The following is a 12,485-nucleotide window of genomic DNA, read 5'->3' as shown; positions in this document are numbered from 1 at the left end:
ATTAAAATGAGTCTAGTTAAAAAAGGTGCTACTCTATTAATGATAGCAACAATGGCATTATCTAGTGCAGCTTGTTCAAATAGTAAAACAGAAGGAAAACCGGAAGCGCAGGCAAAAGTAGCACCAGTTGAAAAAAATGGTGATAAAACTGTAATTCGTTTTTGGCATGCGATGGGTGGAAAAACACAAGGTGTGCTAGATGGGCTTGTTGCAGACTATAATAAGTCGCAAAATAAATACGAGATAAAGGCGGAGTTCCAAGGGACATATGAAGAGTCTTTAACGAAATTTAGAACGATGTCTGCAACGAAAGAAGCGCCAGCTCTTGTTCAGTCGAGTGAAATTACAACAAAATATATGATTGATAGCAAAAAGATTACGCCAATTGATAGCTGGATAAAAAAAGATAAGTACGATACTTCAAAATTAGAAAAAGCAATTACAAATTATTATTCAGTTGATGGAAAAATGTATTCTATGCCATTTAATTCGTCTACACCAGTATTAATTTATAATAAAGATGCTTTCGCAAAGGCGGGCTTAGATCCAGAGAAAGCTCCAAAAACATATGCGGAATTACAAGAAGCAGCGAAAAAGTTAACGATTAAAGAAGGCGGAAATGTAAAACAATATGGATTTTCAATGCTGAATTATGGTTGGTTCTTTGAAGAGTTGTTAGCGACACAAGGCGCTTTATATGTAGATAATGAAAATGGTCGTAAAGATGCTGCAAAGAAAGCTGTATTTAATGGTAAAGAAGGACAGAAAGTATTTGGGATGCTAGATGAGTTAAATAAAGCTGGTGCACTAGGAAAGTATGGAGCAAGTTGGGATGATATTCGTGCGGCGTTCCAGTCTGGACAAGTTGCTATGTATTTAGATTCTTCAGCAGGTGTTCGTGATTTAATTGATGCATCTAAGTTTGATGTAGGCGTTTCATATATTCCATACCCAGAAGATTCAAAACAAAATGGTGTTGTTATTGGTGGAGCATCATTATGGATGACGAATATGGTTTCAGAAGAAACACAACAAGGTGCTTGGGACTTTATGAAATATTTAACGAAGCCAGACGTACAAGCAAAATGGCATACTGCAACAGGCTATTTCTCTATTAATCCAGATGCATATAATGAACCATTAGTAAAAGAGCAATATGAAAAATATCCACAGTTAAAAGTAACAGTAGATCAATTGCAAGCGACGAAACAATCTCCAGCAACACAAGGTGCTTTAATTAGTGTATTCCCAGAATCACGAGATGCAGTTGTAAAAGCATTAGAAGCAATGTATGACGGAAAGAATAGTAAAGAAGCGTTAGATGAAGCTGCCAAAGCGACAGATAGAGCAATTAGCATTTCAGCTCGTACGAGTCAAAAATAAGAGAAAGCCGTATCCGAAAAAGGATACGGCTTTCTTTAGGAGATAAGGGATCAAAAAAATGAAGAAGTCTTATCTCTTTTATATGAGTAAAGGGTCTAGAATGAATCTTGTCCTTTTCATTATTTGTTTAACTCCATTGCAACTTGTTTGCCATTTACGAAAACCTCTGCCACTGCTACCATAACTTCCATCACTTTTTTCATATCTCATCTCTCCTTGTTTTTTGTTTCATTTCTTACTTTTAGTATAAGGAAATATAGCAATCGCAACTATCGAATTGGATGACAAGAGACTTACATTGTTGTAAGGATAATCGTTGTATCTGTAATAAATACGGTTTTAATCTATAATTCTGAAGTTTCTGTCGTTTTGAACTATAATTAGAAAGAGGGGTGATAATATGAAAAGAATTCTTGTTATTAGTGATATTCATGGAGAAATAGAAAAGTTCGAACAGTTACTGGAAGAAGCTCAATACGATGCAAAACAGGATCAATTAATTTTACTGGGAGATTATGTGGATCGTGGTCCAAATGCGCGTGCAGTAATTGAAAAAGTAAAAGAGTTAAAAGAAGATGGAGCCTTCGTTCTAAAGGGCAATCATGAAGATATGATGATTAAGGCGTTAACGACTGATGAGGAACGTTCATGGAACCATTGGGTAAAAAGGAATGGTGGAGACAAGACGTTATACAGCTATGGATTTGTAGAAGAAGATATTGTGGTTAATGAGGAGAATTTCCAAAAAAAGATTTTACAATCTCGTGTATTAGATGAACATGTAAAGTTTATTCAGGAATTAGATCATTACATTGAAACAGAAAAGTATATATTTGTACATGCTGGTGTTGAGCCATTGAAACGGGTTTCTGAATGTGAACCATATACGTTAATGTGGATTCGTAATGAGTTTCATAGTGGGTATAGTGGTGAAAAGGTTGTTGTATTTGGTCATACGGAAACAAAAACGCTTCACGGTAGTGAGAATTGTGGCGTATATTTTGGGAGCAATCGTATTATAGGAATTGATGGCGGTGCTGTATATGGCGGCCAGCTAAATTGTTTAGAATTGCCGAGCAAAAGGGTATATGTAGTAAAAAATTGAAAGAGATAAGGGAAATCTTATTTCTTTCAATTTTTTATTAAGGTAAATTTAAGGAAGAGTCTTTATAATTAATCTTTAAAATTCTGTATCAAGAAAAAGTGTAGAACGAATTAAAAATGAAGTTACAAAATATGATTATATTCTTTTGTTAGGAAAAGCAGGAATGTGATTATAAATAGAATCGAACGATATGGTGGAAGGTGAGAATATGCGCTTACTCGTAGTAGAAGATAATGCTTCTTTATTAGAGTCCATTGTCCAAATATTATGCGATGAATTTGAAGTAGATACAGCATTGAATGGAGAAGATGGATTATTTCTAGCATTACAAAATATATATGACGCTATTTTACTTGATGTGATGATGCCAGAAATGGACGGTTTTGAAGTAATTCAAAAAATACGTGATGAAAAGATTGAAACACCTGTCTTATTTTTGACAGCGAGAGATTCTTTAGAAGATCGCGTGAAAGGGTTGGATTTTGGCGGGGATGACTATATCGTTAAGCCGTTTCAGGCCCCAGAATTAAAAGCAAGAATTCGTGCTTTATTAAGGCGAAGTGGTAGTTTAACAACGAAGCAGACTATTCGATATAAAGGGATTGAACTGTTCGGAAAAGATAAAGATGTTCAAGTAGATGGACAAAGTATGAAGCTAACATTAAAACAATATGAGCTTTTAGAGTACCTTGTTCAAAATAGCGGAAAGATTTTAATGCGTGAACAAATTTTTGATCGTGTTTGGGGATTTGATTCAGATACGACAGTGGCAATTGTAGAAGTGTATGTACATCATTTACGTAAAAAATTAGAGCCATTCGGTTATCAGAAAGATATTCAAACCGTTCGAGGTATTGGATATATATTAAAAGAACAATGAAAAAGGGAAGTATGTTTCAGAAGACGCGTATTCGATTGACTATATTGAATTCATTAGTATTTATCATTTTGATAGGCGTATTAGGTAGTATCATTTATTCTTACACATATAAGCGTATTTATAGTGGAGTAAATGAATCGATAGAAAAAGCCGTTCAACATAGAAAGAATGCAGATGATAAAAAACTACCTAAAAAAATTAGGGGATATCCTCCAATTGGGGATCCAAGGATAATTGAGTTAACTTGGATGGGAAACACGGTGGAGATAGATATTGAAAACGGCAAACGTCGTTTTATCTTTGAAGATAATTTGGAAAAGTTTTCTCCAAAGAAATTAGGAACTTTGCAAGATATAGAAGTACAAGGACAATATTTTAGAATATTTGCATTTCAGAAAGATGCAAAAATAATTCAAATTGCAAGGGATATAACAGCTGAAAAAGAAATGTTACATACTTTATTTTTAATTCTTGTGATAGGTTGTAGCGTAGGAAGTTTATGTGCAATAGGAATTGGCTTTTTCTTAGCTGGTAGGGCACTTGTACCCATTCAAAATTCATGGGAAAAACAGCAGCAATTCGTTTCTGATGCATCACATGAACTAAGGACACCGCTTGCAGTTATTCAATCAAAAACAGATGTTTTATTCCAGTCACCATCCTCTACCATAGAAGAAAAAGCGATGGATATTTCTACAATTTCAAAAGAATGTAGGCGGTTATCGAAACTTGTTAGTAATTTATTATTGCTAGCACGTTCTGATTCTAATCAAATTGAGATGGATAAGAAAACATTTGAACTCGATAAATTGTTAGAAGAAATAGTAGCTCCATATAAGGAGATTGCTTCTTATCAAGAAAAAGAAATGATATTAAAAGTAGAACGTGGCGTATCTTTTATGGGTGATAGAGAGCGGATTCATCAAATGATGGTCATATTGTTAGATAATGCGATGAAGTATACGAATGAAGGTGGTCATATTCAAATCGATTGTACGCAAATGAACAGTTCAATTCGTATACGAGTGAAAGATGATGGGATAGGAGTGAAAGATGAGGATATCCCAAAACTATTTAATCGTTTTTATCAAGGGGATAAAGCGAGAAGTGCGTCAGAAGGAGCGGGATTAGGCCTTTCAATCGCGAACTGGATTGTAGAAAAGCATTATGGGAAAATATTAGTAGAGAGCAGATGGGGAGAGGGTACTTGTTTTGAAGTGATTCTTCCGAAAAACCAAAGAATATAAGTGAGAAGACGATCTTGTTTTTACAAGGTCGTCTTTTTTTAAGGGAAAGTTAAGAAACTATTTTTAACATGTATTGTATACGGAAAGTTCGCCCTATAAAGAAGCGATTATAAAAAGGTATTTGAGTAGATTACATCGATCATAGTGTTATTTCGATTATGAATAGGGAATGATGGAAAAGAAAGTGTAAGAGGGAGGAATTAATTTTGAAAAAGAAAATGATGATGGTATTCACTATTGGAGTAATGAGTTTAAGTATATTAGGGGGTGCCTCTCCTTCTGAAACATCAAAAGGAAAGACAGATTACAAGCAGCGCAATAAAGAACAATTAAACAATGGAAAGATACATGCTGTGCATACAGAAGAAAAGGCGGAGAATTTAGGGATTGAAACGGCAGGGAAAGAACAAATTACGCTAGAAAAAGAAATCCATGAGACGGAAGTAGGAAGAGAAGCGAAGCAGCTAGGAATTTCAATTGAAGGAAAAGATGTTGGAACTCTTTCAGAAGAAATCTATGAAACAAAAGTGAAGCAAGAAGCGTTAAAGTTAGGCATATCAATAGAAAACACATCAATTGTAAATTTGATTACTCAAATTAATACGATTAAAATTAGCGATGAAGCGGATAAATTAGGTATTTCAACAAATGGAAAAGAAATAGAGGAAATTGCGGAAGAAATCTATGGAACGAAAGTAAGAGAGGAAGCAGGGAAGTTAGGGATTTCACAAAAAGGAAAAGAGATAGAAACGTTAGCACAAGAAGTGTATGAGCAAAAAGTACAGGAAGAAGCCAAAAAATATCATATTGATTTGTATGGTAAAGATATATATCAAGTATTAAAAGAAATTAATGAACAAAAAGTATTACAAATGGCAGATGAGCTTAATATGGATAAAACGAATAGGAACGTTCAAGAATTAGCCGAAAAAATAAAAAAAGATCAGCCTGAAAAAGGAAAAGAACTAAATTTTGTACCGGTGATTCGCACGGATGCTGACGCGTTTTATTCGTATTTAACGAACTAAAAAGGGCGTGAGAGTGATACGGAGATGGAAGTGGTATATATGTATGGCTTTACTAGCTATAGCAGTATGGAATGTATATACAAATGGAATTACAAAGTATGTGGAGAAGTTAACATTCTTCAATATACAAAGCGGAAAAGAAGCGGAGTTTAGTAAGGATGGTGAAAAGGTCATCTTATCAAATGTACCTTTCATTCAGCAATTACCAGAACTAGATAGAGGCTGCGAAGTAACGAGCTTAGCGATGATGTTACAATACGCAGGCATTACAGTGGATAAGATGAAATTAGCAAATGAAATAAAGAAAGTTGATTTTATGAACGATGGTGTACGTGGGAATCCAAATGAAGGATTTGTAGGAAATATTTACACCTTTTCTGAATCAGGATATGGTGTATATCATGGACCACTTTTTCAATTAGCGAAAAAGTATTTACCTAACAAAGCTGTGGACTTAACAGGGAAGAGTATAGAAGAACTTTATAAGAGTGTAAAATCAGGACAACCGGTAGTCATGATTACAAATGCAACATTTGCGCCATTAGATGAAGATGAATTTACTACATGGGAAACAACTAGTGGAGATGTTTCTATTACGTATAATGAACATTGTGTTGTACTTGTTGGATATGATAAGGAATTTGTATATATTCGAGATCCTCTAAGTGACAGTTTAGATGTAAAAGTACCGAGAGAGAGTTTTGAAAAGGCCTGGATGCAAATGGGGAGTCAGGCGGTTAGTTATGTGAAAAGCAATTAGTAAGGAATTGTAAGCGGCGTTTTTGTGGGGGCTTTTTGTTACGAAATAAGAGAACTTCAGCATATATAATAAGCTGAAGTTCTCTTATTTTTTATGCTTAAATCTTTAGAAGTAGTGAATATGTAAAAATGCATAATTGACAAAAAAATTACATGTTATCATTATATATTGTTTTATATATGTTACTTATATAAAATTACACAAGTATTCACATTACATAAAGGAGGCTTATTATGCAAAAAATATTTAACTGGGTTAAATGTATGAGTATCAAGAAAAAATTAATCATTTCATTTTTTCTAATTTTAACTATACCAGGACTTATTATCGGTGGTGTTTCATATCAAACTGCCAAAACAAATTTTGAACAACAAATCACAGGTAAAGCAAAGGAAAACATTTCGATTTTAAATACTGTTATTTCTCAAAATATAGAAGAGAAATTTGTTGATGCAGCATACTTTGCAGACATCTTAACAGAGGATACATATCCAAACGGACAAGAAGAAATAGTAAGAACGAAGTTAGTGCAATATATAAAACTTCATCCAGAAGTAGAAGGTATTTATATTGGAACGCAGACAGGAAAGTTTATAAGAGAACCATTTATCCAAATGGATGATGGGTATAATCCAACAGATAGATCTTGGTATAAAGAAGCACATGAAAATAAAGGGAAAGTAATTGTTACTGCACCATATCAATCAGCATCTACAAAAAATATGGTAGTGACAATTGCAAAAGAAGTAAAAGATGGTAAAGGTGTTATAGGAATTAACTTAAATCTAGATAACATCTTGAAAATTTCCAAAATGATTAACATTGGTGAAAAAGGTTATGCAGTTATTTTAGATCAAAATAAGCAAATTGTTAGTCATCCATCTAGAAAACCAGGTGCAAAAGTTACTGATCCTTGGATTAAACCGATTTATGAAGAAAAACAAGGAAATGTCTCTTATACAGAACAAGATGATAAAAAGAATTTAATCTTTGCAACAAATGAGAAAACGGGCTGGAAAGTAGTTGGAGTTATGTTTGATGAAGAAATTACCCAAGCTGCGAATCCAGTATTTTATAAGACTTTTATTGTTATTGCTATCGCTATTGTATTTGGTAGTGTATTAATTTATTTCATTACAAAGTCTATTACAAGACCATTAAGAAAAATAGCTGACTCGGCACATAAAATTAGTAAGGGAGATTTAACAGAGAAAATTACAATCCATTCCAAGGATGACATAGGGAAATTAGGGAATTCCTTTAATGAAATGTCTGCCTCTTTACAAGATGTGATTACTCAAATTAGTTTTTCAGCAGAACATGTCGCTGCATCGGCTGAAGAGTTAACAGCGAGCGTACAGCAAGCAAATGATGCGACAGACCAAATTACAATTGCAATGGAACAAGTATCAGGTGGGGCTGAATCACAAAGTCAAGGTGTTGAAGAAGGTGCGGCTACATTGCAACAAGTAAATACAGCAATTCAAGATGTAACTGGAAGTGCAGAGTCAATTTCTATTTCCTCATTACATGCGCGAGAAAGAGCCGAAGAGGGAGAAGATTTAGTTGAACAAACAGCAAAACAAATGCAGTCTATTTCTAGGTCGGTATCCGAGTCAGATGCTATTATTAAACTTCTTGATGAAAAATCAAAGCAAGTAGGAGCTATTTCTGAAGCAATCCAAAACATCGCTACTCAAACGAACTTATTAGCTTTAAATGCGGCTATTGAAGCAGCAAGAGCAGGTGAACAGGGACGAGGATTTGCTATTGTAGCAGATGAAGTTAGAAAATTAGCGGAGCAGTCCGGAGAATCATCTGGAGAGATTGCAAATTTAATTGCAGAAATTAAGGCTGATATTGAACATACTGTTAAGGCGATGGATAATGTGAATGGGGAAGTCCAACAAGGCCTTGATGTTGTAACAAAAACGAAAGTAAGTTTTACGGAAATTTTAAGTTCTACTACACATATTGTTTCTCAAGTGAATCAAATGGTAGAAACAACGAAGAGAATTGCTGGAGATGCAAATGAAGTGACAAATGCTATTGATGAAATTGCAGCGGCTGCAGAAGAAAATACAGCTAGTATGCAAAGTGTTGCTGCTTCAACAGAAGAACAAATGAATTCAATGGAAGAAATTAGTTCAGCTTCGCAAAATTTAGCTGAGATGGCCGAAGAACTACAAGCGATGACTAGTAAATTTAAAGTATAATAACAGCAGATAAGTAAGGTGAAAATAATATCACCTTACTTATTTTTCTATTCAGCAATTAGGGGAGTCATTAACGGGATGAAAAAAAGAAAAAGACTATGGAATTTATGGAAAACGATTACATTGTTAGTTTGTACAGTTGTAATTTTTTCTTTACTTGTGACAGATATATTAATTAGTCATAATGTAGAACGGACAACGGAGGATAGCCAGGCAGAGAAAGCAAAAACAATTGCACACATTGTGGCGAATGATTCAATTGTAATCGATGGTTTAATTGGGAAGACGGATACTGCTGCAATTCAAACGTATACAAATAGAATATTAAAAAACACAGGTGTTCAATTTATTGTAGTTATGGACATGAATGGAATAAGAAAATCACATCCAAATCCTCAAAAAATAGGTCATCATTTTATTGGGGGAGATGAAGGGCCTGCATTGAAAGGAAAGGAACATGTATCGCTGGCAGAAGGAACTTTAGGTATTTCAATGCGAGTATTTGTACCTGTATTTTCTGAAACAGGTGAACAACTTGGAGCGGTGGCCGTTGGTATTTCAGCAGATAATGTAAAAGAGAGAGTTAAGGAAAGTAGACATATCATTTATATTGGTGTCGGAGTTGGAGTACTAGTCGGAATTATAGGAGCAATATTGCTAGCTAGACATATAAAGAAAAGTTTATTCGGTCTTGAACCTCATAGGATAGCGAAAATTCTTGAAGAAAGAAATACGATGCTACAATCTGTAAAGGAAGGTATTATTGCTGTAGATAAAGAGGCAAATGTAACTTTAATAAATAATGAGGCAAAACGATTGTTTAAGAAAAGTGGATTAGAAGAAGATTTTATCGGTAAAGATGTTGAGTTATATATGCCTAATTCACGTATAAAAGAAGTATTAAAAACGGGAGAAGTACAATTAAACGAAGAACAAAATATTTATGGAATTACAATTGTGACGAATCGTGTTCCTTTATATGTAAAAGGAGAAATAGTTGGCGCAATTGCAACATTTCGTGATAAAACAGAGATTAGAAAATTAGCAGAAGAATTAACTGGTATTAGATTATATGCGGAAGCATTACGGGCACAATCGCATGAATTTATGAATAAAATGCATGTCGTATTAGGGCTTACACATATGAAGCAGTATGAAGAATTACAGAAATATATAAGCGGTATGGTATCAGAGCATCAATATGAAATTGGTGGGATTATGAAAAGAATAAAAAGTCCAGTATTTGCTGGTTTTTTACTCGGGAAACTTAGCTATGCTAGAGAGAAAAATATAAAATTAATTATAAGTGAAGATTCTTACATGCCAGAAATAGAGGATGAAAGTATTACTCATGAATTGATTACGATTGTCGGAAATTTAATTGATAATGCATTAGAGGCAGTGACGAATTGTGAAAAGAAGCAAGTTGAAGTTGAGATACAATATGGGGATACACTAACCATTACAGTACAAGATACGGGAAAAGGTATACAAGAAGAAGAAATAGGGTCATTATTTACGAAAGGTTATTCCACAAAGGGGGATAACCGTGGTTATGGTTTGTATCTTGTAAAAGAAAGTATACAGCGAATAAATGGAGAAATTCATGTGTATTCATTAGTAGGAAAGGGAACAACGATAACAATTGAAATACCTAAAGGTAGGGATGAGAGGCAAATATGATTAAAGTTTTAATTGTAGAAGATGACCCGATGGTAGCAATGTTAAATACGCATTATTTAGAGCAAGTAGGAGGGTTTGAACTTGTTCAAGCAGTGAATTCGGTAAAATCGGCGATAGAAGTATTAGAGGAATCACGAGTAGATTTAGTATTACTTGATATTTTTATGCCTGAAGAGACTGGATTTGAGCTTTTAATGTATATTCGGAACCAAGAAAAAGAAATCGATATTATGATGATTTCAGCTGTACATGATATGGGGAGTATTAAAAAAGCATTACAATATGGCGTAGTAGATTATTTAATTAAACCATTTACATTTGAACGATTTAAAGAAGCATTAACTATATATCGAGAAAAACTTACTTTCATGAAAGAACAACAAAAAATTAGTCAATCGGAATTAGATTCGTTAATTTTGCAAAAAGAAAAAAGAGAACCTACTGTCATGAAAGAGCTTCCGAAAGGATTAACGAAGCAAACGATGCAATTAATTTGGAAGAAGATCGAGTCGTTGAATGGACGAGCGTTTACAACAGATGAAATGGCGCAATTAGTTGGTGTTTCAAGAGTTTCTATTCGAAAGTATGTAATGTTTTTAACAGAAATTGGAGTATTAGAAAACGAAATGGTGTATCAACATGTAGGGAGACCGGTGAGTAAATTAAGATGTATTGACCAAAATAAAATAGCGTTTTACGTATAAGCGACTTATTATAAGTCGCTTATACTTTTTTTAATTACAAAATCAATTACAAAACTTACAAAAACTATTTTTACTATTGAAAGCGTTTTAATATTGTTATTAAGAAAACAAGGGGGTGCCATATGGGAATTCAAAAGGATGTGGAAGCGGTATCATTTTCTGGAGGAAATGAAGTACAAAGAGAATCTTTCGCTTCTAAAATTATAAATGTAAAAATCGGTGTTATACCTTTACCGTTATATGTAGTATTGGCTGCTATTATTTATGGGGCATCTGTATATAATAAATTACCAGCAGATATGATTGGTGGATTTGCAGTTATTATGATCATGGGTATTTTCTTAGGAGACATTGGGATGAGAATTCCAATTTTAAAAAATATCGGTGGTCCAGCAATACTTTCGTTATTTATTCCATCATTACTTGTATTTTTTAACTGGATGAATCCAGCTTCAATGGAAGCTGCGACTATGTTAATGAAAAAATCGAACTTTTTATATTTATATATTTCTTGTTTAGTAGTCGGAAGTATTTTAGGAATGAATCGTAAAGTATTAGTACAAGGTTTCGTTCGTATGTTTATTCCTTTAGTAGTAGGGACGTTAGCTTCTGTAGTAGTAGGGTTATTGGTCGGTTCACTATTTGGATTTGAAATGAAGCAAACATTCTTCTTTATCATTGTACCAATTGTGAGTGGTGGTATCGGGGAAGGAATTTTACCATTGTCGCTAGCCTATAGTGATATTTTAAATGAATCATCAGCAACGTTTGTATCACAGCTTATTCCAGCAGCTATTATTGGAAATATGTTCGCAATTGTGAGTGCAGGGTATATGAAGCGTTTAGGTGAGAAGAAACCGGAGCTTAGTGGTAACGGTGTATTAGTAAAAACAGACAATCAAGCAGAGTTATTAAAAGAACAAAATACAGAGAAGCCAATTGACTTCTCATTAATGGGAGCAGGTTTATTAATTGCGTGTACGTTCTTCATCTTCGGAGGATTTGCTTCTAAGTTCATCGGTATCCCTGGGGCAATCATTATGATCTTCTCGGCAGCACTTGTGAAATACTTTAAATTAATGCCCGCAAAAATGGAGCAAGGAGCATTCCATCTATATAAATTCATTTCGAAGAATTTAACTTGGCCTTTAATGGTTGGACTAGGATTACTATATATTCCGCTAAAAGACGTAGCAGCAGTTCTTTCTGTAGGGTATGTTGTTGTGTGCGCATCAGTTGTTCTTACAATGGTAGCATCAGGTTTTCTTGTAGGGAAAGTGATGAAAATGTATCCAGTTGAATCAGCAATTGTAACTGGATGTCATAGCGGTTTAGGCGGAACTGGAGATGTTGCTATTTTATCAGCTTCAAATCGAATGGAATTAATGCCGTTTGCGCAAATTTCGACTCGTTTAGGCGGGGCAGCAATGGTTGTAACAGCGACAATCTTATTAAAAATGTTTTCATGATTAAACAAGC

General features: G+C 34.1%; 10 protein-coding genes and 1 pseudogene. All 11 read left to right on the top strand.

Annotated elements, in window-relative coordinates; all coding sequences use genetic code 11:
* Positions 1-6: 6 nt before the first annotated feature.
* The 11 genes and pseudogenes from PDK19_RS16045 (at position 7) to PDK19_RS16000 (ending at position 12,475) form a co-directional block, all read left to right on the top strand.
* The gene (locus PDK19_RS16045) at positions 7-1,383 is read left to right on the top strand and encodes an ABC transporter substrate-binding protein (RefSeq protein WP_074615340.1); all 1,377 of its coding nucleotides are present in this window, start codon (positions 7-9) and stop codon (positions 1,381-1,383) included.
* 400 nt (positions 1,384-1,783) lie between these two features.
* Complete coding sequence (locus PDK19_RS16040) at positions 1,784-2,488, top strand: metallophosphoesterase family protein (RefSeq protein WP_000821960.1); 705 nt, start codon at positions 1,784-1,786, stop codon at positions 2,486-2,488.
* A gap of 208 nt (positions 2,489-2,696) precedes the next feature.
* Entirely contained in the window at positions 2,697-3,368 is a 672-nt protein-coding gene (locus tag PDK19_RS16035; protein WP_001238610.1) for a response regulator transcription factor, read from the top strand.
* Complete coding sequence (locus PDK19_RS16030) at positions 3,365-4,615, top strand: sensor histidine kinase (protein WP_014893330.1); 1,251 nt, start codon at positions 3,365-3,367, stop codon at positions 4,613-4,615. The genes PDK19_RS16035 and PDK19_RS16030 overlap by 4 nt, the downstream gene beginning before the upstream one ends.
* Positions 4,616-4,821: 206 nt before the next feature.
* On the top strand, positions 4,822-5,643 hold the full coding sequence (locus PDK19_RS16025) for a hypothetical protein (RefSeq protein ID WP_014893329.1): 822 nt from the start codon (positions 4,822-4,824) through the stop codon (positions 5,641-5,643).
* 13 nt (positions 5,644-5,656) lie between these two features.
* Positions 5,657-6,403, top strand: coding sequence for a C39 family peptidase (locus PDK19_RS16020; RefSeq protein ID WP_041184472.1), 747 nt, complete (start codon positions 5,657-5,659; stop codon positions 6,401-6,403).
* A 233-nt stretch (positions 6,404-6,636) separates the two neighbouring features.
* Positions 6,637-7,680 (top strand): annotated as a pseudogene (locus PDK19_RS27445) (HAMP domain-containing protein); the annotation flags it as partial.
* Positions 7,672-8,619: a methyl-accepting chemotaxis protein gene (locus PDK19_RS27440; protein WP_442868810.1), complete on the top strand. Its 948-nt coding sequence runs from the start codon at positions 7,672-7,674 to the stop codon at positions 8,617-8,619. The pseudogene PDK19_RS27445 and the gene PDK19_RS27440, both read left to right, overlap by 9 nt.
* Before the next feature lie 78 nt (positions 8,620-8,697).
* A complete protein-coding gene (locus PDK19_RS16010; protein WP_000746418.1) occupies positions 8,698-10,302 on the top strand; it encodes a sensor histidine kinase in 1,605 nt (534 codons plus the stop codon).
* Positions 10,299-11,006: a response regulator gene (locus PDK19_RS16005; RefSeq protein ID WP_000598676.1), complete on the top strand. Its 708-nt coding sequence runs from the start codon at positions 10,299-10,301 to the stop codon at positions 11,004-11,006. Before PDK19_RS16010 ends, PDK19_RS16005 begins: the two co-directional genes overlap by 4 nt.
* Positions 11,007-11,128: 122 nt before the next feature.
* A complete protein-coding gene (locus PDK19_RS16000; protein WP_000512692.1) occupies positions 11,129-12,475 on the top strand; it encodes a 2-hydroxycarboxylate transporter family protein in 1,347 nt (448 codons plus the stop codon).
* The last annotated feature ends 10 nt before the right edge of the window (positions 12,476-12,485 follow it).

Source organism: Bacillus cereus group sp. BcHK124 (assembly GCF_027712065.1).
In the GTDB taxonomy this organism is placed as follows: domain Bacteria; phylum Bacillota; class Bacilli; order Bacillales; family Bacillaceae_G; genus Bacillus_A; species Bacillus_A pacificus.
This window is presented reverse-complemented; position numbering and strand designations above follow the sequence as displayed.

Excerpts from the sequence above, each read along its gene's own strand:
- PDK19_RS16045 (WP_074615340.1), top strand. The coding sequence starts at position 7 with ATGAGTCTAGTTAAAAAAGGTGCTACTCTATTAATGATAGCAACAATG.
- PDK19_RS16040 (WP_000821960.1), top strand. The coding sequence starts at position 1,784 with ATGAAAAGAATTCTTGTTATTAGTGATATTCATGGAGAAATAGAAAAG.
- PDK19_RS16035 (WP_001238610.1), top strand. The coding sequence starts at position 2,697 with ATGCGCTTACTCGTAGTAGAAGATAATGCTTCTTTATTAGAGTCCATT.
- PDK19_RS16030 (WP_014893330.1), top strand. The coding sequence starts at position 3,365 with ATGAAAAAGGGAAGTATGTTTCAGAAGACGCGTATTCGATTGACTATA.
- PDK19_RS27440 (WP_442868810.1), top strand. The coding sequence starts at position 7,672 with ATGTCTGCCTCTTTACAAGATGTGATTACTCAAATTAGTTTTTCAGCA.
- PDK19_RS16010 (WP_000746418.1), top strand. The coding sequence starts at position 8,698 with ATGAAAAAAAGAAAAAGACTATGGAATTTATGGAAAACGATTACATTG.
- PDK19_RS16005 (WP_000598676.1), top strand. The coding sequence starts at position 10,299 with ATGATTAAAGTTTTAATTGTAGAAGATGACCCGATGGTAGCAATGTTA.
- PDK19_RS16000 (WP_000512692.1), top strand. The coding sequence starts at position 11,129 with ATGGGAATTCAAAAGGATGTGGAAGCGGTATCATTTTCTGGAGGAAAT.